At 52.8% G+C, this 19,758-nt stretch carries 18 protein-coding genes; all 18 read right to left on the bottom strand.

Annotation, left to right across the window (positions count from 1 at the left end):
* Window positions 1-30: 30 nt before the first annotated feature.
* Window positions 31-534 carry a glycosyltransferase gene (locus ACP4CD_RS21860; RefSeq protein ID WP_426992608.1) on the bottom strand — a complete coding sequence of 168 codons (504 nt, stop codon included), beginning with the start codon at window positions 532-534 and terminating at the stop codon, window positions 31-33.
* Window positions 534-1,652, bottom strand: a complete 1,119-nt coding sequence (locus tag ACP4CD_RS21855; RefSeq protein WP_426992607.1) for a hypothetical protein — start codon at window positions 1,650-1,652, stop codon at window positions 534-536. Before ACP4CD_RS21855 ends, ACP4CD_RS21860 begins: the two co-directional genes overlap by 1 nt.
* Complete coding sequence (locus ACP4CD_RS21850) at window positions 1,649-1,801, bottom strand: hypothetical protein (protein WP_426992606.1); 153 nt, start codon at window positions 1,799-1,801, stop codon at window positions 1,649-1,651. Before ACP4CD_RS21850 ends, ACP4CD_RS21855 begins: the two co-directional genes overlap by 4 nt.
* Window positions 1,798-2,403, bottom strand: a complete 606-nt coding sequence (locus tag ACP4CD_RS21845) for a sulfotransferase domain-containing protein (protein WP_426992605.1) — start codon at window positions 2,401-2,403, stop codon at window positions 1,798-1,800. Before ACP4CD_RS21845 ends, ACP4CD_RS21850 begins: the two co-directional genes overlap by 4 nt.
* 123 nt (window positions 2,404-2,526) lie before the next feature.
* The gene (locus ACP4CD_RS21840; protein WP_426992603.1) at window positions 2,527-3,279 is read right to left on the bottom strand and encodes a hypothetical protein; all 753 of its coding nucleotides are present in this window, start codon (window positions 3,277-3,279) and stop codon (window positions 2,527-2,529) included.
* A gap of 45 nt (window positions 3,280-3,324) precedes the next feature.
* The gene (locus tag ACP4CD_RS21835; protein WP_426992601.1) at window positions 3,325-4,470 is read right to left on the bottom strand and encodes a glycosyltransferase family protein; all 1,146 of its coding nucleotides are present in this window, start codon (window positions 4,468-4,470) and stop codon (window positions 3,325-3,327) included.
* Window positions 4,471-4,485: 15 nt separating this feature from the next.
* Window positions 4,486-5,658 (bottom strand): hypothetical protein, encoded by a 1,173-nt coding sequence (locus tag ACP4CD_RS21830; protein ID WP_426992600.1) that lies wholly within the window; start codon window positions 5,656-5,658, stop codon window positions 4,486-4,488.
* A gap of 30 nt (window positions 5,659-5,688) precedes the next feature.
* Complete coding sequence (locus tag ACP4CD_RS21825; protein ID WP_426992598.1) at window positions 5,689-6,282, bottom strand: SPASM domain-containing protein; 594 nt, start codon at window positions 6,280-6,282, stop codon at window positions 5,689-5,691.
* Between the two features lie 68 nt (window positions 6,283-6,350).
* Window positions 6,351-6,785: a radical SAM protein gene (locus tag ACP4CD_RS21820; protein WP_426992597.1), complete on the bottom strand. Its 435-nt coding sequence runs from the start codon at window positions 6,783-6,785 to the stop codon at window positions 6,351-6,353.
* Between the two features lie 27 nt (window positions 6,786-6,812).
* A complete protein-coding gene (locus ACP4CD_RS21815; RefSeq protein WP_426992595.1) occupies window positions 6,813-9,923 on the bottom strand; it encodes a glycosyltransferase family protein in 3,111 nt (1,036 codons plus the stop codon).
* Window positions 9,924-9,942: 19 nt separating this feature from the next.
* Complete coding sequence (locus ACP4CD_RS21810; RefSeq protein ID WP_426992594.1) at window positions 9,943-11,706, bottom strand: glycosyltransferase family protein; 1,764 nt, start codon at window positions 11,704-11,706, stop codon at window positions 9,943-9,945.
* A gap of 79 nt (window positions 11,707-11,785) precedes the next feature.
* Window positions 11,786-13,177 (bottom strand): radical SAM protein, encoded by a 1,392-nt coding sequence (locus tag ACP4CD_RS21805; RefSeq protein ID WP_426992592.1) that lies wholly within the window; start codon window positions 13,175-13,177, stop codon window positions 11,786-11,788.
* Window positions 13,178-13,195: 18 nt separating this feature from the next.
* On the bottom strand, window positions 13,196-14,266 hold the full coding sequence (locus ACP4CD_RS21800) for an alpha-ketoacid dehydrogenase subunit beta (protein WP_426992591.1): 1,071 nt from the start codon (window positions 14,264-14,266) through the stop codon (window positions 13,196-13,198).
* The gene (locus tag ACP4CD_RS21795; RefSeq protein ID WP_071160522.1) at window positions 14,259-15,227 is read right to left on the bottom strand and encodes a thiamine pyrophosphate-dependent dehydrogenase E1 component subunit alpha; all 969 of its coding nucleotides are present in this window, start codon (window positions 15,225-15,227) and stop codon (window positions 14,259-14,261) included. The genes ACP4CD_RS21800 and ACP4CD_RS21795 overlap by 8 nt, the downstream gene beginning before the upstream one ends.
* The gene (locus tag ACP4CD_RS21790) at window positions 15,224-16,744 is read right to left on the bottom strand and encodes a PfkB family carbohydrate kinase (RefSeq protein ID WP_071160523.1); all 1,521 of its coding nucleotides are present in this window, start codon (window positions 16,742-16,744) and stop codon (window positions 15,224-15,226) included. Before ACP4CD_RS21790 ends, ACP4CD_RS21795 begins: the two co-directional genes overlap by 4 nt.
* A gap of 4 nt (window positions 16,745-16,748) precedes the next feature.
* Window positions 16,749-17,312, bottom strand: coding sequence for an SIS domain-containing protein (locus ACP4CD_RS21785; protein WP_426992589.1), 564 nt, complete (start codon window positions 17,310-17,312; stop codon window positions 16,749-16,751).
* Between the two features lie 9 nt (window positions 17,313-17,321).
* Window positions 17,322-18,308, bottom strand: a complete 987-nt coding sequence (locus ACP4CD_RS21780) for an SDR family oxidoreductase (protein ID WP_426992588.1) — start codon at window positions 18,306-18,308, stop codon at window positions 17,322-17,324.
* A 9-nt stretch (window positions 18,309-18,317) separates the two neighbouring features.
* Window positions 18,318-19,418 (bottom strand): radical SAM protein, encoded by a 1,101-nt coding sequence (locus ACP4CD_RS21775; RefSeq protein ID WP_426992587.1) that lies wholly within the window; start codon window positions 19,416-19,418, stop codon window positions 18,318-18,320.
* Window positions 19,419-19,758 lie beyond the last annotated feature (340 nt).

The following is a 19,758-nucleotide window of genomic DNA, read 5'->3' as shown; positions in this document are numbered from 1 at the left end:
GCGAACCCGCAAAATTAAAAAAACCGCCATTCAGGCCATCACTTGTTCGTAAAAGCCGGTCAATCGATGAATATTGTTATGCATTTGCAATTCCTCGCGGGCCGCTACGACATTCTGCTTCAGCTCGGCCACATCCAACATCTCGATAATCTCAGGCAAAAACTCGATTTCGCGTTGATTAATAATCACGCCAATCCGGTATTCCTTAACGATACTGCAAACCGCGCTAAAGCGATCGCTAACCAAAACCGGTAATCCGGCTTCCAAGTAATTAAACAACTTGGTCGGTATCAAATGTTTGAAATGCAAATCACCGGTATAAATACCGCCAAAATCGTAAACCATTAAACCGAAATCGTAATGGGCGATTTTTTGATTGATATGTTGCGGCATATCGCCGATAAAAAAATTGAAATTGCGGTGGCGCTTGGCTAACTCGACAAAATCCGGATATAACTTCGCGTAATCTTCCTCGGCGGCGATCAACGGATTATTGTAAATATCCAGATAACATCCCCTGGCGATTAATTTCATCACCAGTCCCAGCAACTGCGAGTCCCCAAATAATTCATGCGGCCTATTCGCTGAAAACGGTGGCACCCCCCAACAAACACTAGCCTTTTCTCTTGATTAACAATATTCGAGGCGTGGAAGAAATCCTTGACCGGTAAGGCCGGGAACGCCAAATGCTTGTTCCGTAAATGCGGCGAATCGCGCTTGACCAAGGGCTGCCGATATTCGTCGTCGCCATTAAAAATCACGCCATCGGCATGGTGAACAATATAATTCTCGCAGGCCAGTTGCAATTGATGGTTTTCGATGACATTTTCGCCCCAGGCCATTTTCATCGTATCGGGAATTTTCGATACGGTGGCCTCCGGCAGGTAAAACGATTGACTGTCCATAATCTCGATAATTTGCCGACAGTGCTTGGGCTTATACGTATCGATTAATACCGGAATATGGTATCGAAACAGCCAGCCCTGAGTATGCAGCAACAGTTTTCTATCGACCGAGTTTAACAGCATTAAAAAACTGATAAAATCGGTATAAATAATATCGTCGAAGAAACCGGCTTGATGTTTAACCATATTTTGGTCGAATACCAATGCCACGGTTTTATAGCCGCAGTCGCGCAATACCTTGCTCAGCCGCAATTGATTGAAATAAACCTTTTTCGCCGCGAAAACGATGACCGAGCCATCGTGACCGGTTGCCTGCTCCAAGGCGGATTGCAATGTCCGGCGATGTTGTACGAGCAACGAAACATATTGCCGGCCCAGCCGTTCGCCGGAAAATACGTCGTTTACCAATATATCGCCGTCGCCGATCTCGCGCACCACCGGGGTGCCCATGAAGGTATTGGACCGATGGGACGCACTCAACACACCCAGATTCTGATGCAGCGGTTTCAACGCCTGCAATAATGCAATACTGAGTCCGGAAACCCCATCGATTAACCAACGCCGGTTTTTAGGCTCGGATTCTTCCGGCAATAGGCCGTAACACTGTTTGATAACTTGATGATTGATACCCTCTTCTTTTAATAATTCGATAGACGAGCCGCCGAGCACATCCTTAGCCTCTTCGCTAACGACAGTCAATTTCTCGAAGGACGAGAAAAATATCTCTTCAAAAAAATCGCTTCTCACGCCCATTCGTATCCATTATGCCAGTCGGTGATAAAAGGAATGCCTAATTTGGCGGCATATCCGGCTAATTCCGGCGCGGAGCGGTCTAGTTGTTCCTGAATCAGCTCTTTATTCTCCGCGGAAATGGAATCGAAATACCCCTTGGTCAAGCCGGCTCTAAAATGCGAGCCGCCGCCGTCGCTTTCGGCTTTTTTTGCATCGTCGAAAACGCCGAATCCAGACAAATAGCCTCGATTTGTTGCTCGGTCAACTCCAAGCTTAAAAACTCGGCGCATCGCCGCACGCAAACCGCTTTATCTTCGACCAATTGTTCAAACGTCAATATTAAAGCTGACCCGGCCGCCGCGAACTCAAGCATTTTTTGCATTTGAAATAATTGCCCGCCGATACCCTGCCAGTTAAAACCATCCGACTGCCTGCGACAAATAATCCTGGAAATGCCTTCATCCTTGCTCAAACTCGCGAAGAAGTCGGACTTATTGGCACCGCGGCCAATTTCCCAGTCGATATTATCGGCAAAATGATGGTACATCGATAAGGTCATCGCATAGATATTCCTGACCACAAAGATACTGCGCGCATCGTTTTCGATCAGTTCTCGCTGAATTTCCGCTACCGGCACGAAATGCCACGAATAAAAGGCGTCGGTTTTAAATACAATATTCGCCGGATCGCTCGGATCGATACCTTTAACCAGCGCCGGCTCGAACCAGGGTAGCCCGGTCATGCCGGATATGATTTGGCGTATCATCCACGTGCCGCATTTCAACGGCGTCCCAACCACAATAGGCGAATCTGACTTAGTTAAAGTATTCATACCCGCCTATATCACTGTAAAACGCCAGGGTTTGCGGTTCGACAATCCGCTCGAACGCTAATTTTTCCAGTCCGGCCAAGCCCGATACAGACTATCCGGCTTGGCCGACACCCGCGCCTCGCCGCGAAACGGCCGGTAAACCCAGCGATAAATATAGGCTAATAAGGCGTCGGAAAACTCGACGCGATTCTTGGTTAAATACGCCACAATCTCCGCGAAACGTTGCGGCGATGTCACCAAACTTTCCAAGGCAACCCGGCGGATGCGGGCATCGATATCGACCCGGTGGCGATTTAATTGATACATACCCTGATAGGCCGACCATATTTCGACATCGTCTTTTCGATAAGCTTTAAGCCCCAACGCCTTGAAATAATCGTGCTGGGCTATCGACCATTCGTGTTCTATCGGTCCGAAACTGCCGTCCGGCATGCGCATGTTACCGGCCCGCCAACTTACGTAAAACTCCAGCCAGGCGTAGGGATGGCGAGCCAGAAACAGCAACGGAACTTTATCGATATATTGGTCGATCACGTCGCGAAAATGCCAAGGCCGATACGACCAACAATCGCCGATCGCTTGATAGGTGGTACCCATATCTTCCAAAAATGCCGTGAAGGCGTCTAGCGGCGGACGTTCGGATCGGCTACGCTCGGCTAAATATTTCGGTCGCGAGCCTTCGTGAGCCATCAGCGCGAATATTTCCGGATGTGCGTTTAAAGCCTTGGCAAACCAGCTAAACCAATGGTCGCCGGCATATCCCCAAGCTAGCACATAAAACACATGACTGGATTCGTTAATTTGGAACAATGGCGATCCCGGAACTAGGGTAAGGTAAATTGAATATTCATCGAATTACACGGACGAATAGCCTATCGTTTTTAAATCGTTGAAAATAGAATCGACGCGATGCCGCCAGGTGTGATGGTTCAGAATTTCTTGTGCGGCATTATTTCTGATTCGATTCGCCTCCTGTGGATTGTCGCGGTAAAACTCCACCTTATCGGATAAATCGTCGATATCGAACTCGATATAATGCTCACCTGGCGTAAAAAAGGTTTTAATTCCGCCGGGTTTCTCGTCGTATTCGCCTTTTCGAACGAATATCAAACCGGCCGACGCCATACAATCCACTACCCGAAAATGCATGCCGTTTCCCTCATGGAAATTCATAGACGACTCGTATACCGCTCGCATATCGCCGGGATCATTCAAAAATCGCCGATAATCATCGCGATAAGCCGGCCAATCGCGCCAATTTTCCGGACCGTAAATGTCCAGCGGCAAGTTCAAATCGACCAGCGCATCCAGTAATTCCCGACGATTCACCAGCCGTATTAGCCGGCCGGTCATGTCGTATGCCAAGGTCCGGTCGGAAGCTAATTCAACGCCGAACACACTCGACGCCAAGTCGGTCAGCAAACGCATATAGTCTTCATGCACTTTCAAACTCGCCCGATGTTCCAGCAAGGCTTGTTCTATATGCGGCAGAAATTCGCCAAACTTTAATGGCGGGCCGGATTGGGAAATGTCCCTCGCCAATTCCTCGTGCCGCCAGGGCCGCGGAATATGTCCGACGAACGCGGCGCGGCCGGTCGGCGCGGCGACGCTCGGGTAGTAGCTTTGGGGGCACGCGCCGGGTCCAAACCAACCATGAAAAGCGCGGTGCGGGTATTTCTCCAGCCACTTGGGTCCGAACAAATAAGTGATCTCGCTACCGTGAAAGTCATTGATCGGCCTGCCGTTAAAATCCACGACCCAGCAAATATGGACGATGTCTGCGGGCAAGCAAGGCAAATCGCTTCTGGGCCGATTCATATCGAAAATGACGCGCGTACCGCGCTCCTTGATCCAGGCTAGCATTTCCGCCTCGCTCAGCGGGCCGCAATGCCAGGATAGGCGAACGTCGCGGCCGGCGAATCCGCCGGCAATTTGGCCGGCCAGATGGCGGTACCACGCATTGTCACGCGGGAAAAACAGCGAAACGCTAGTATCCGTCACGACGCCTAGGATGGGCTATAAGGCGTTAAAATCACGAACAATTTTTTCGACCCGATGTCGCCAGGTATGATTCTGTCGGATAAGGTCGATCGTCTCCAGGCGCTGCTTTCCGTGCCGATAATCAAGCGCCAAGGCATGCGCATAAGCCTCATCGAACTGGTGCCACAAAAATTCGACATAATGTCTGGAATTATCGAAAAAACTATGCAAACCGCGCCGCTTGTGCGGGTCCAAACCCAAGCGGTTGTATTTGTCGCCGGAGTTTTCATTATACCAGCACAACAATCCGCCGGAGGCCATGCAATCGATGGCCCGAAAATGAAAGCCAACCCCGTCGTGCAAATTAAACCGGCTAATTTGATGTACTCTGTTTAACTCAGTCGGGTCATCGATATAATATCGATAATACCCTTGATACTCTGGCCAGGCCCGCCAGTGTTCCGAACCGTATATCGCAACCGACCGAGTTTTCGACAGTGGAAACGCGATGATCTGCGTGCGATTTTTAACGCGCTTTACCCGTTCCAAAAAATCGTAACGCATATCCAGTGTTAATTCGACATGTAAACCCGAACGTTGAAAAACGATATTATCGATAATATCCAACAAGGACGCATGCGTTTGACCGAAATAGCTGATTTCATTCATACGTCGGTTAAAAATCTCCAGCAACTCGCCGAAAAGCATACCGGTATCGACAGCGCCTTCGCCAATAATCGGTCGATTTAATTCCGCTTGGCTCCAGGGTAAAGGAATATGGCCGATAAAACTGAACTCGATAGTCGGCAGATATTCGTCGATCGGCCGATAGGTATCGACGCAGGTGCCTGGCGGTAACCAATCTTGAAACCCGCAGGTCGAGTAATTATCGTCCCATCCGGAATCGAAAAAATAAGTGATATCGCTACCTAAAATCGAGTGCTCGTTACGGCCTTGGAAATCGACTATCCATGTGATATGCGGAATTTTTAAATCGTGCAGCACCGGTATTTCGTTCTTGACCCGATTCATTTCGAATATAAACTTCGGCCGATACGACTTTACCCAATCCGACATCTCCTGATTGTCAAGAACTCGGCATAAGCCGCTTACGCTAAACCCGGCTTGCAAAAACGCCTTGGACAAATGCGAGTACAGCCGTCGATAAAAAGCCGTATCCTTGGGCAAGAAAATCGAAATGTTATTCAAAAACCGATTGCCCTATAAAGCGTAACGAGACTAAGCCAAAGCCGATTGAGCCAACCAGAACTCTCGAACTTCGCCGCCTTGATTCGCGTACTCAATAGACTGAATAATTGCGTCCATCGAATAATGCTCCACTGCTCGGCGGCCGAAATGATCGGATATCCTATCGAAGCTCATCACCTCGCAAAACCGGCACAACGCGCAGGTCGAGTTATTTGGCGCCGTCACTTCCCGAACGTAGCCTTTGTACTCTTCGGACAGAATCAATGCGCTCAAGCCTTGTTCAAAGATATTTCCTAAATATTTCTTACCGTAACAGGTTGTCATTGCCCCTGACCAATCGACATAAAACCGGTCCTTATAGCCGGTGCAAGTATCTCGGCGTGATTGGCTGTTGTCCGTATCGAATAACCCGTCATTAAAACTCATGCTATTTTGGTGGGCCTCAATAATCGATTTAATCTCTTTTACTACCTGATAAGCTCTCAACTTTTCGTAGATTAACAATTCTCCGACCAGTTGATCGTTGGGTTTGCGTAACTCCAGAAAACCGACCCTGAAACTGCGAAATTGATAATCTAACAAATAAGCCGCAAGTTGCGGAAGCTCGTCGAGATTGCAACGCATCGCGACCGCATTCGACGCCAGATAGGGGGTGTCCGATCCCAAACGAAGTTTCGCTTCGTTGATTAAGTCTATGGCTCTGGCGATCTCCGAGAATCCCAAACCCCGCGGATTTTTTTGACCGTGACATCGGTGACACCATCCAACGAAATCGACAACAAGGTTAAACCGGACCTAACCAAGTTTTCGGCATCACCGGCATTACGAATCAGTTTGGCATTGGTTTGCAGCGATACCGGAATATCTTGCGTCCGTAAATAAGCGATAATTTCGAAAATATCGTGATTGATCAGCGGTTCGCTACCGTCACCAATATGCACCAAGCCAAAGCCATCAAAACCTTGCGTTACGGTTTTCAGCCGATCGGCTGGCATCCACCGGAATTTCTTCAAGTCATCGTGAAACGTACACATCGCGCAACTGATATTACAGCCCAACGACACTTCCAAATGTAGACTGGGTAACGTGCGTATGCCCAGCATTTGCTTGAACTCGGTCCGACTCATTAACATAGCGTATTCCTGATTTAGCAGTTAAACAGGCTCGGACAAGCGCAGTGCAACGGAATCTCGAATACGTTCCGCGATACTCCGATAGGAAAACAAGCGCAAGGTTTTTCGATAAGCCTTGTCGACGATTTCCGCGCGGGCAGCCTCGTTATTTAGATAAAACTCGACTTTCTCGATTAACTCCTTTTCATCCGCGTAATAAGCCACCTCATCGTCGGAATAATATTCCGACAGCGGCGCGGCATCCTTGTAAATACGCCGGGATAACATAAAACAACCCGCCGCCATGATTTCCAGCGCGCGCATGTGCAAACTGGTGCCTGGACTGCCGTTAAAACAAATCCTAGAGCGATTCATTAATTCGTTAATATTTCCACCATTTTCCGCGACGCCATGCGCATAAGGCGAAAACTTGGCGAATTTATCCCAATTTCTTCCGTATAGCGCTAGCTCAATACTCAGCCCGGCATCGAGCAACGCGGCGATCGGGCGGGTTTTCATTTCGGTTAAATAGTGATAATGAAATCGACTGCCGCTGCCGGCCATTAATTGATTAATAACGTCAATCGTGATGGTTATACCGTGGTCGCCCAATAATTGTTCCACCAACTTAAATTTACCGATTTGATTATCTAGACAAAAGCGGTGAAATTGATCGATCGGCAACTGATCGGTATATTCTAAAATAACCTGATATATCCTGAATAAAAGCTCGGCTGGCAGTTTACGCTGTTTCAGCAAGCTCGATTCAGTCGAATCATATTGTTTAAAATAGCCGCCGCCGGATCGGAATGGTGCCAGCGTTTTGGCCGGATCGATCAGATGGGTAATAAACAAGAAGTCGTATTGGTAGGCGCGGTTTTGGATCGGATAATAATAGGCGTCGTTAAAGCCGAGCGGTAAATATTCGACCGGAAAACTGGCATATAATGGATTGCGATTCATCGCCAACCAATCCTTGGAAAATACGAAGGTAAAATCCCTGGATTTGACGGCGCGGCGATTTTGGGTGATCGACGGCAACATATCCTGTATCCAATTGACGAACGGCACCGGTTCCGGCAAGCCAGAAAATTCGTGGCGAAAATGATCGATGGACAGTATCAGGTCCGGTTTAAACTCAGCGATTTGCGCCACGATACTTTCCATGCCGTTACGGCGGAAATTGGCGGTATCGGTGGATAGCTGAATTTCAGCGCCGGCTCTGGCAAACCCGTCCAGCAAGTCCCGCATGCAATATTGCAAAAAGCTGGTAAATCGCGAGGCAAAGCCCATCACTCGAATTGGCGTTGCCGGGTTAGGCCGGAATTTGTCGCGCCAAGTTTCCAAACTCATTTGCCGGTAGTAGTCGTCGATTATCGCCAGCAATTTCGCGTGGGAATCGCTTCTATTGTCCCTGGCCTCGTCCACCGCGCACTTAATTTGATGAAACTCGGTTTCCGTCGCGCTAACATTAATCGTCACTTCCGGCAAAATCGATTGCTTAGCATTCAATTCGGCGACAAACTCGTTAAAACCGGACGCTTGAAAGCACAACCATACTCTATTCTCGGAGAGCACATTTCGAATATCCCGAACTAACATAGTGACCAGCAAGTCGCCCAAATCGGCATCGACCAGATAAATCGGAATCTCGAGATTCGGCATTTCCGCGATCGGCGTCGATGTGGCGGAAAATATCTCCGCTAATTCGCCGCCGTCGCCGATGCCGGCCAAGCCGTAACAAGGCACGTTAAAGCGTTGAGCCACCTTCGCCTGGGCGCGTATATTCCTGATGTTTTCGGCTTTTTTCGGCAAATCCAATTGGTAAAGCCGCTGCTCGCCGGCAAATACCGCGACCGCATAAAATTCGCCCGCGATGGCTTCGCCGACAAATACGTTAATTTGGCGATCGGCTAAATAAATTCCGAGGTTTTCATAGAGCATCGGCCTAAATTGTTTTAGGGCCTGCAAATTACCGGACCAGCGTTCCGCGCATTGATTAATCTCCTCAGCGGGTCCTTCCAGCACGATCGGCGGCTCGAGTATCTCGCGCCGCGAATTCGGCCGCGCATGATTGAAACTACACCACGGTATCGGTAGAGTCAGCTCGTCGGCTTCCGGCTCGATCCGAACAACATTGTCGGCCCCGCAACGTTTTAAATGTTGGAAAACGGTTTGTTCTCGGCAGAAATTAAAATCGTTCTTTCTAAACGGCAGCGACGCCAAGGATTCGAATCCCATATCGTCGGCCAGCCAATAGACCATATTAATGACGTCGTCCGCCAGAAAACCATTATCCAATTGATTTTCCTGAATCAGAATATGCGGGCGGAATTCGACATATTGATTCAGCGCATCGACCCTGTTTAGCGTATGCATCACATCGCTAATAACATACAACATCACCGAGTATTCGGCGCTAGCCAGCGTTTCCGCCAGCGAGCATAATATCGACGAAGAATTGGCCGCGTAGATTAGAATACGCCATGGCCGATCGGCCACGAAATCCGGTTGCTGATCTAGCGCTTGCCGTTCCAACTCAGCCGTGAATTGCGCCCTGGTTTCGAGTACCGAATTCAGCACCTGTTGGTAGTCGGCCATTAATTCAGGGGCCGCCCGCAACTCTTCCGGCAAACGCAATCGAGTGAATACCAAAAACTCCAGAATACGGTCCAAATCCACATGGATCAGATTTTCCAAATCGCTTGCCAGTTTTTCGCCGTGGTAATAGCAAAGCTGCAAACCGGTACTACCGTCGTCGGCAATCCGAACATTGCGTTGCTTTGCGGTATTCAAGGCCTCCAAGGCATTAAAAAAGTCGGTATCCTTATGATTCGGCCGGTGATTGTCCGCGTTTCGCAATACCAGAATTTCTTCAAGCATATTGCCGGGATCGGCCGTTAAATCATGCTCCCGACCGTCTTGGTCGACGACGTATTTCGGTATCGGCAGCGTGTTATTCGCAAAAAACTCGCTAAATTGATATTGCGAAACATAAATTAAATTCGGCAATAGGCTATCGCTTAGCGGCCCGTCGTAATAACAATATTGCAAGCGCTCCACGCCGGCTTCGTCGACGCAACGGTTTTGCCGCTCGGCTTCTAGCAAAGCCAATTTCAGATCGAGAAAATAGCAATCCGGTCTAACGGCCATAGCGTCATTTAAGGTTGGATTAGCGGCCGACAAACATTGAAATCCGGCTCTGCTTGGCTTGGCTAAGTTCACCGATATTGCTGTGTTTAATAAAGTTGTCGACGGCCGCGGTATAAGTAAACCGTTCGGCAATAACCGTGGGTGAAAGCGCCGGCCGGGCTTGTGTTTTTAATATCTCCAGCAATTCCCGACGGGTTTTAAAAAACAAACAGGCGTCGTCCCAGTGCGGCTTTTCCGCCACGTCGCGGCAATCGTAGACCAGCGGAATGCAGCCGCAGGCCGCGGCTTCGGCCAAACGTTGGGAATTGATTTCGAAAGGATGGGACACCAGCGCGTAACGCGCCGAACGATACACATCGGCAACCTGCGTGCCGTGTTTCAACTCGCCGTTGAAATGGGCGGCCACGTCGGGATCTTGCTCCCAGTAGCGCCCGTAAATTTCTACCGGCATTGCCGTGGATTCACACAGCCATTTCACCGAATAATCGCGTATTGCGTAATGCAATAAATTCCAAAATACGAAGGCGGGCGGCAATCCAAAGCGTACCGCGATTTCGCCGGCCATCGACTCGGTGACAATCTCGCCGTTATCTATTTTATCGATAAAAACCTCTACAATTTCGCGCTGCTCCGGACGACTTAAATCGACCGAGTTGAGATACGAACTACCGACGAATACGACCTTGTTTTGCCGCTCGATGTCGCCATCGGTATTGAATATCTCGTCATCGACCGCGAAATGTTGGCGAACGATATTTTTCGCACCGGTTAACGCCAAATGGCGGTCGAGTACCGGCGAAATCGAAAACACATAGTCATTGCCTCGCCAACGCAATGCTTTATGTTCGGTAATTTGCGGCATGCTGTCCTGCCACCAAGAGATATGCGTGACATTATCGTTAAGCGCCAAATTATTTAATTGATTGACGTAAAAAATAACGTGGGGATTAAATTCGATATAGTTTCGGTAGAACTTAATCAGGTTATTGGTTTCCATTTCCCCGTCTTCCATGTAAAACCATACTTGGTATCCGCGCTTTTCGAAGGCCTTGGCGACCGCCCGCGAGCAATATTGCATAACCGTGGTCAATCGGCTCGACGGCAGCATGATTTTCAGTGGCTCGCCGTCGTGAAATTTAGGCGTTACTTGTTTCGCTTGCGCCAGCAATTGCGAAATCAAGGTCCGCCGCTGTTGCTTAACCTCGTTAACGATCGTCTCGAATCCGCTCCGAATCGAGGTTTTTAACTCGTCTTCCAACTCGTCCGGCAATTCGATTTTCGTCGGCAACCGGTAAGCGGTATCGACGAAGAATTCGATGGCTTGATCCAATTCCAAATGCAGCAGATTTTCTATGCCGTGCTCGGGTAGTTCCCCGCGGTAATAACAGATTTGCAAACCGTCTATCGTCGGATGTCCGCAATAAATTCGGTTCCGTTGTTTGGCGACATTTAACGCTAATAACGGATCGGCGAAAAAACTGTCCGCATGAATATAATCGACGACTTTATATTGCGTACGCTGCTGGTGAATTTCGTCGATAATATCGGCCGGCATCTCGTTGAAATGCACGACGCCCTCGTGCGAAATAGCAATTAACTCAGGTATCGGCAAATGATTATGCGAAAAGAATTCGCTAAAATTGTCGGTGGGTACCTGAATAAAGTTCTGCAATACAATGTCGGTGAGCGGACCGTCGTAATAGCAATATTGCGGCCGAGTCCGGCCGTTTTCGACCACCGGATTTTGTTTAAGTGCGGTCAGGTAGGCATCTTCTATATTCATAAAAAATGCATCCTTCGCCGAATCGTGTTGGCTTTGCGTCTCGCTCACTTGATTCATCGCGCACCCGGTTTGGTCGATATTAAATAAAATTAATATGTTCCGGCGGATTTTTTAAATCCCACAGGAATTTGTTCACATAATCCTGGCGGCAGCCGATCGCGCAATCCTTGTGAACATCGACCGACTCGGAGACGTCTTTGTGCACTTGCCAGTAGCGCTCGCTGTTGGCGACCAGATCGTAAAACGAATCGCTGTGCAGATCGCCGATGTAAAACCGTTCCTTGTTGAAGAACGGTCCGCACGGATAGATTTTGCCGTTGCCGGAAATCTGCAATAGAAACGGCGTGCCGAAGCATTGGTCGTATTTACGGTAGCCGTCCTTGTACAGATTGGTTTCGCCGGCGGCGTTGATCTTGTTCCATTTGGCCTGCACCACGTAGTGCTCGTTGCTTAGTGCTTCGGCCTGTTTCAATAGGTCGTTGACGTTAAGATAGGCGTCGTAATCGATGCCGATTTCCTTGTATTCGGAATCCGAGCAATGCTTGATGACGAAGTAATCCACGCCCAATTCGGCGCCCAGCCTGGCTTCGGCCAATACTTCGTCGAAGCACTCGGGGATCAGGACCATTTGCAGGCCTATCGTGCATTTGTAATTGTTTTCTTTCTTGATTTTGACCAGTTCGCGGATCTTGGCGATCAGCACGTCGAAATTGCCTTCCACCGATTGATGCACCCGGCGGAACCCCTCCGGGGTGCCGGCGGACAGGTTGAAGCGGATGTAGCTCATATTTTTCAGCAGGTCGTGGGCGCGATCCATGTCCAAGGCGATGCCGTTGGTTGCCATCGCGGTGTCTATACCCAATTCGCCGGCCAACACGGTCGCGTCGTACAGCGTCGGATTCAGGGTCGGCTCGCCGTCGCCGATGAAGCCCAGCGAGCGCACGCCCAGTTTGCCGCAGTCGCGCACGAAATTTAGCAGCGCCTCGCGGCCTATCATCGCGCCTTTGGTCATGTTCTGTACCACCGCATAGCAGTACAAGCAGGCGGTGTTGCAGAACTTGGTCAAGCCCATGTCGATATGCACCGGGGCGAAGCGCTGGCCGTTTTGCCAAGCTTGCACCCTGTCCAAATGGTGCATCATCTTGTGGCCGTCGAAGCGGAAGCGTTCGCGCTGAGTACGGAAGCTGGGGCCGGTGAACTGATTGGGCACCGAAGGCTCGTGTTCGCAACCGGCGTCCAGGCGCACGATGCCTTCCTGACCGTCGTGGCTGACGGTCTGGAATTTCTGCCCCGGCAAACGGCTTAACTGGCTGGTGTCGATGACCTGATAGTCTTGCGACAACGCGCTACGGTCGACGATCTGATTGGAGGTGCGCAGCTTGTGGCCGGGCTTGTTGAACAACGGCGCGTCTTCCGGGATGGAGGTGACGGCGGCATTGCCGAATCGGTTGATTTGCTCGGGTTTGCACATGGCGAGTTCTCGAATAAGTTAAAACGGGCCGACGAAACTGCGGTCGGGCTGATCCTTGGCCAAATCGGAATGCAATTGCCGCCGGACGCTGTCTAGTAGCGGCCGGCGATCCAATAACTCCAACACCGTCTCGGCGATGCGCTCCGCGCCGGGGTAGTACTGGTTGGCCAGATAATGCGTGGTCGGTACCGGATGGTTGGGATAGGCGATCAGGCGCGGCGCTTGTTTTAACAGGTTCGGCTGCCGTTGATACAAGCGCGAGATCAAGGTATGACCGAGCGAAGCCATCTCCGGCGCGCAATCGGCCACCAGCAATAAGCCGGTTTTGGCGGCCGAGCGTGCGACAGTATCGACATCCAGCGGCGTCAGGCAGCGCATGTCCACCACGTCGGCTTCGATACCGTGTTCGGCCAGTACGGCGGCGGCCTTCAGCGCTTCAATCGTCATATGCGAGAACGCGGCGATGCTGATGTCGCGGCCTTCGCGCAATCGCGCCGCGCCGCTCAAGCCGGCTGCGGGCCGGTCTTTATCGACTTGGCCGATCACATGATGCAGCCAGCGGTGTTCGACGAACAACACCGGGCCGTCGTCGGCGATCGCGTCCAGCATGAAATGGTAGGCGTCGCCGGCCGTGGTCGGCATCACCACCTTCAGGCCGGGAACCTGGGCGAACATCGCTTGCAAGCTTTGCGAATGCTGCGGCCCCTGCCCCCAGCCGCGGCCGATGATGACTCTCACCACCAGCGGCACGCTTTGCTTGCCGTCGAACATGTAATGCCATTTGGCCGCGTTGTTGACTAGTTGATCCATCGCCAGCAACGCAAAATCGATGCGCTGATGCACCAGCACCGGCCGCATGCCGGCCAGCGCCGCGCCGATGCAGATGCCGGTCATGCCGTTTTCGGCCAGCGGCATGTCCAGCACCCGCTCGGCGCCGTATTTCTCGCGCAAGCCTTGGGTGGTGGCGAAAATGGTTTTCGGATCGGGCACGCCCTCGCCGATCAATAGCGAGTCCGGAAACCGCGCCAACCCGTCGTCCAAGGCCTCGCGGATCGCCGCGCCGTAACTCAAGGTCAAGGTCTCAGACATACAGATACCGCTCCATGCTCGCCCACGCCGGTGCCGGGCCGGTCAAGGCTTCGGCGAAGGCTTCGGCGATTTCGGCGCCGACCCGTTGCTCGATTTCGAGCAATACCTCGGCGCCGACGCCGGCATCGGCCAAGGTCCGCCCGGTATGCAACAGCGGACAGCGCTGTTTCCAGGCCAACAGTTCGCCGGGCATGCGGTAGCCCAGCTCGTCGTCCTCGTTCGGTCCGCAATGTTCCGGCCAGCGATGGGTATGCAATTCCAGGAACTGCGGGCCCTCGCCGTTGCGGGCGGCGGCGATGGCGTTTTCCGCCAGCGCATGGACGTGTTCGACTTTATTGCCGTCGCCGCTGACGGCCTGCAAGCCGTGGGCGGCAGCAATTTGATAAATGTCGCGAGCCGGCTGGCGTTCGTATAACGGCGTCATCACCGAGTATTGGTTGTTCTCGCAAACCATCACCAGCGGAAGATTTTTCAGCACCGCGAAATTCATGGTCTCGTGCAACACGCCTTCCTCGAAACAGCCGTCGCCGAAAAACACCACCACGACGTTGTTTGAATTCCGGCGCTGTTCGCCCCAGGCGTAGCCGGCAGCGACCGGCACCGTGCCGCCGACGATGGGTGTGGAGGCGATAAAGCCGGCCGATAAATCACTCAAATGCATCGAACCGCCACGCCCGCCGCAACAACCAGCGGCTAAACCGTACAGTTCGGCGATCAGGCCGACCAGACTGCCACCCTTGGCCAGATAATGGCCGTGGCCGCGATGGTTGCTGAATACCTTGTCGCTCTCGGTCAGATGCGCGCAAACGCCGACCGCGATGGCTTCCTCGCCGATGCACAAATGGGTCGGGCAACGCATGTGCTGCTCGGCGTAACGGGCGGCGATGGCCTCTTCGGCACGGCGGATGCGCAGCATGCGGTAATACAAATCTTGCAGTTCGGCGGTTGTCGGCACGTTCATTTGAGCAAGGTGGTGATGTATTTGAACAAAGCCACCGCCCGCACCGGCTCGCGGTTGCAGACGATTTGCACGTCCAGCGCCGCCGCCGCGCTACCGGCGAACAAGGCCGCGTCCGGCGCCAAGCCGGCGCCCAGACACAAGCCGGCCAGCGACAAGAAGGCATCGCCGGCGCCGATGCGGTCCACCACTTTGGACGACAGGGCCGGAATCTTGTACTGGGTCTTGGCTTGATCCAGCAGCAACGCGCCCTTGGTGCCACGGGTGATCGCGATGTGGCTGGCCGCCAGCCTGTCGGCCAACTGTCCGGCCAGTTCCTCGATCGCCCCGCCTCTGTCGTGTACCGCCAAACGCAATTCCGGTTCGTTCATCGACAGGAAATTGGCGCGCGGATAGCGGGTGATCAAATGGTAACCGCGATTGCCGCTGTTAACTTGGGCGTTGACGGCCAGGAACTTGGCGCCGGCGCACAAGGCCGCGACGATGTCGCCGGAAATGAAACCGTTGCCGAAGTCCGGCACGATCACGACGTCGAAATCGCGCAAATGCCGTTCCAGCCAGGCCACGATCTTGCGGTTGACTTCCACCGGCAACGGGGCGTCGTTGTAAAAATACACCTCGAACAACTTGGCGATGTCGGCATCGACGTAGCGGCGCTTGACGATGGTCGGCCGATCCTGGCTAAAGAAAAACACCGGATCGATGTTGGGATTCAAATTAGTGCGGATGAAGTCTTCGTGGCTTTTCGTCGCGCCCAACCCGGACAACAAGGTCACGTTGCCGGCAAACTCGGCCACGTGGTTGGCGACCGCGATCGCGCCGCCGGCGAAGCGTTCGTAGTCGTTGTATTTGACCGAAAACACGTTGCCCTTGCCGGACTGGCCCAAGGCCGAGGTGTAATGGTACTCGTCGACGATGGCCTCGCCGACCACCAGCACATTCAGGCCTTGCAAACCTTTCAGCTGCTCTATCATCGCGTTGGCCGAAATCCGTTCCTTGAATTCGTCCAGATAGGCGGAAATTTCCGGCGAGAACACCTCGAAATATTCGTTCAGCAAACGGGTGGAACTGGAGGTCAGTTCGTCGGTGAAAAACACCTTGCCGCCGTGGCGCTCGACCGCGTCCTGCTCGTGCTGAATATTGCCGGTCAAATCGTCGCTGGTGCTCTTGTAGTCGCTGCCCTTGACGTACAAATCCGGCTTGACCGCATCCAGCACGTTGACGGCGGTCACGGCATGGTTGATCGCCACGCTATCCACGCAAGCCAGCGCGGCAATGTTTTCGGCGCGCAAATATTGGTTGAACACCGGCCGTCCGGGACCTTTGTTGACGTATTCGTCGGCGGTGACGCTGACCAGCAGCGCGTCGGCCTCGCGCGCGGCGGCCTGTAAATGGCGGATATGGCCGATGTGCAATAAATCGAAAGTGCCGTGACACAGCGCCACGGTTTTGCCTGCCGCCTTCAATTCGGCGGAACGCTGGGCCAATTGCTCGATCGAGACGATTTTGGATGTGGACATGGTTTTAGCTTTTTATCAAATGATCGGTGATGTGGTGCAACACGAACAAATGCGCCAGCTCGACCATGCCGTAGTGGCTGCTGTCCAGCCAGACGTTCCAGCGCCCTATTTTTCTTAATGGGTTGTCGGCCTTGAAACCGCTCAGGGTCAGCACTGCCAAGCCCTTGGCGTTGGCGGCCTCGACCGCGTTGACGATGTTGGCCGACTGGCCGGAGCTGCTGATCGCGATCAGCAAGTCGTCGGGATAAGCAAAGGCCGACACCTGCTTGGCGAAAGCCTGCTCGTAGCCGAAGTCGTTGGTAAAACAGGTCAACGGCGCGGCCTCATGCAGGGTCAACGCGCACAAACCGCCGACATTGCGCAGGTCGGTAATCACGTGGCTGGCAATCGCGGCGCTTCCGCCGTTGCCGAGGATGATCACCTTGGCCTGTTGTTGCTTGACCCGCGCGAATTCGGACAAAACGTCGGCGACAACGCCTTCGCCGTCCAATTCGGCGCCGGCCGCATCGCTGAAACGGCAGCCTGCCATCAGTTCGGCAAATTGTCCCGCGGCTTGTACTAACGGCATCGCGACCTCCTATTTATCCAGGTATTTAAACCAGTCCGCGGTGGCGTCGGCGATCGAGGCCGAGGTCCACAGCGGCGCTTCCCGCCAATAATCGATGTGCGCCAGCATGTTGGCGACGCCTTGTTCGAAACTGACTTGCGGTTGCCAGCCCAGTTTCTCGCGAATCTTGCGAGTGTCGGCGAAGGTGCAGTCCGGCTCGCCGGGGCGTTTGGGAATGTATTCGACCGGGCCGCCCAGCAAGCCGACCAATTGATTCACGCTGTAAGTGCCGCCGCTGCCGACGTTCATCACCTCGCCGACTAAGGCCGACTCGGCGGCGGCGATAAAGGCATTGGCCACGTCGGTGACGTAAGTAAAGTCGCGGGTTTGGGTGCCGTCGCCGACCACGGTAAACGGCTTGCCGTTGAGTTTTTGCGCCAAAAACACGCCGAACACCGCGCCGTAAGCGCCGGTGGTACGGGCGTGCGGTCCGTAGACATTGAACAAGCGTAGCGATAGCGCCGGCAGGCCGTACAACTGCGCCCAGTGCAATACCAATTCCTCGCCGAGATATTTAGTCAAGGCATAGGGATATTGCGGCTTGACCGGCGCGGTTTCCGGCGTTGGGAACTGTTCGGCCAGGCCGTAGCAGGACGACGAAGCGGCGTAGACAAAACGCGTGACCCCGGCGGCACGGGAAGCTTCCAGCACGTTGAAAGTACCGTCGACATTGGTTTCGTAATAGGCGCGCGGCTTTTCGATGGAGGGTACGATGTCGGCCAAACCGGCCAGATGAAACACCCAATCTGCGCCGTCGAATAAGGGTGCGATGGCGGCAAATTCACGAATATCGGCCTGATGAAACGCGAAGCGGTCCTGGCCCAGTAAATCTGCGATGGTTTCCTTGCGGCCGCCGATCAGGCTATCGATGACTTGGACCGTATGGCCCCGACGCCACAGCTCGCGGCTGAGATGACTGCCGATAAACCCGGCACCGCCGGTAACAATAACCTTCATGATTTGTCCTTAAATGAAATTGACATGGGCGGGTTCGTTGTCGGCCAGTTTGTCCAAATATTGATTGACAGCTTCCATCCGGCAATTCTTGCGGCACTCGTGAATGTCCAGTTCGTGGCCGATGTAATGCCAGTTCGCCCGGCGCTTGTCGCCTTCCCAGATCGCCTGAAAACTTTGTTCGGCAATATTGCCGTAGGCAAAGCGCGGGTCGGTCAAATAGGCGCTGCAGCCGTAAACCTCGCCGTCGGCCATGATATAAGCCCAAAAATATGGCGTGGCGTGACAGGTTTGGTAACGTTGTTCGTCCGACTGGCTGTAATTTTTCATGGTTTGTTCGCGAAACACCACGTTGAAGCCGTCGCCGTTAAAGGCCGCCAGTTCTTCGGCCATGCCCAGCAAATCGTCGTAGCGCAGATTTTCGTAGACACGAGTCTCGCTGAACAGGTGTTGGGAATAGGGTTTGACCACCAGATAATCCAGGCCGATGTCCTTGCAAATCCCGGCCAAAATGGCGATTTCGCCGCGGTTTTCGGGTAACAGCAAAATCTGCGCGCCTAGCGTGCAAGTCAGGCCATAGGCGCGTTTATGCGCGACGGCGGCTCGCAAATTGTTCAGCACCAAGTCGAAATCGGCCGCCTTGGTACGGTGTATCGCCGCGTAGTTCTCGGCGCTGCCGGCGTTCAAGGAGACTTTAATCCACGAGGTCAGCGGCAGCGACTGTTCGATAAACTTGGCGTTCATCAGGGTGCCGTTGGTGGTGAACGACACGTCGATGCCGGCATCCACGGTAGCTTTGACGATGTCGTTAATGTCCTTATGCAGCATAGGCTCGCCTTCGCCGGCGTACATGATGCTTTTCACGCCCAGCCGGCCCATCTCGGCCAAACGATCCGCCAGAATGTTGACGTCCAATCGCTTGGCCTGATAGCCGATGTAATCGACCGCGCAAAAAGTGCAGCGATGGTTGCAGGCGCCGACCGGCGAGATTTCCATGTAGATCGGGTAGACCGATTTGGCGAGTTCCCAGTCCTGCTTGCCGTCCAGCCATTGAGCGACGCGCTTGGGGTGGTACACCAATTTATGACTGTCGATGCCGTATTTGTCCGTCATATTTTTGTCGCTTGCCGGTGAAAAACGCTATTGTCCCAGTAAAAGCGATAATTGTGCCAACGGGATACCTATTAAGTGTAGCGTCCGGCCGGACGAATGCGGAAATGTCCGCGCGCACCGTCAACATCCAATGCAGGCTTACCGGAACCGCTTGCCGCAGCGCGCACCTAGCCAACCAGCCGAGTTTCTATCAAAAATTTTGATTGACATCACAAAATTTCGCTCGATAGAATGGAACCGTCGCAATAATTGTCACACGATTGTCATAAATACAAGGCGAAGAGCTGGAAAACAATCGGGAGCAAACACTTGCGCGACACCAGTCCATCACAATTGCAGC

Origin of the sequence: Methylomonas stagni (assembly GCF_050154735.1) — a bacterium.
In the GTDB taxonomy this organism is placed as follows: domain Bacteria; phylum Pseudomonadota; class Gammaproteobacteria; order Methylococcales; family Methylomonadaceae; genus Methylomonas; species Methylomonas koyamae_A.
The sequence above is the reverse complement of the archived record's forward strand: the minus strand, read 5'-3'. Positions and strand labels throughout refer to the sequence as shown.

Bases quoted from the DNA above. Each gene is read 5' to 3' on its own strand.
- ACP4CD_RS21860 (WP_426992608.1), bottom strand. From the start codon at position 534: ATGAAATTAATCGCCAGGGGATGTTATCTGGATATTTACAATAATCCG.
- ACP4CD_RS21845 (WP_426992605.1), bottom strand. From the start codon at position 2,403: ATGATACGCCAAATCATATCCGGCATGACCGGGCTACCCTGGTTCGAG.
- ACP4CD_RS21825 (WP_426992598.1), bottom strand. From the start codon at position 6,282: ATGCGTTGCAATCTCGACGAGCTTCCGCAACTTGCGGCTTATTTGTTA.
- ACP4CD_RS21820 (WP_426992597.1), bottom strand. From the start codon at position 6,785: ATGAGTCGGACCGAGTTCAAGCAAATGCTGGGCATACGCACGTTACCC.
- ACP4CD_RS21815 (WP_426992595.1), bottom strand. From the start codon at position 9,923: ATGGCCGTTAGACCGGATTGCTATTTTCTCGATCTGAAATTGGCTTTG.
- ACP4CD_RS21810 (WP_426992594.1), bottom strand. From the start codon at position 11,706: ATGAATATAGAAGATGCCTACCTGACCGCACTTAAACAAAATCCGGTG.
- ACP4CD_RS21805 (WP_426992592.1), bottom strand. From the start codon at position 13,177: ATGTGCAAACCCGAGCAAATCAACCGATTCGGCAATGCCGCCGTCACC.
- ACP4CD_RS21800 (WP_426992591.1), bottom strand. From the start codon at position 14,266: ATGTCTGAGACCTTGACCTTGAGTTACGGCGCGGCGATCCGCGAGGCC.
- ACP4CD_RS21795 (WP_071160522.1), bottom strand. From the start codon at position 15,227: ATGAACGTGCCGACAACCGCCGAACTGCAAGATTTGTATTACCGCATG.
- ACP4CD_RS21790 (WP_071160523.1), bottom strand. From the start codon at position 16,744: ATGTCCACATCCAAAATCGTCTCGATCGAGCAATTGGCCCAGCGTTCC.
- ACP4CD_RS21785 (WP_426992589.1), bottom strand. From the start codon at position 17,312: ATGCCGTTAGTACAAGCCGCGGGACAATTTGCCGAACTGATGGCAGGC.
- ACP4CD_RS21780 (WP_426992588.1), bottom strand. From the start codon at position 18,308: ATGAAGGTTATTGTTACCGGCGGTGCCGGGTTTATCGGCAGTCATCTC.
- ACP4CD_RS21775 (WP_426992587.1), bottom strand. From the start codon at position 19,418: ATGACGGACAAATACGGCATCGACAGTCATAAATTGGTGTACCACCCC.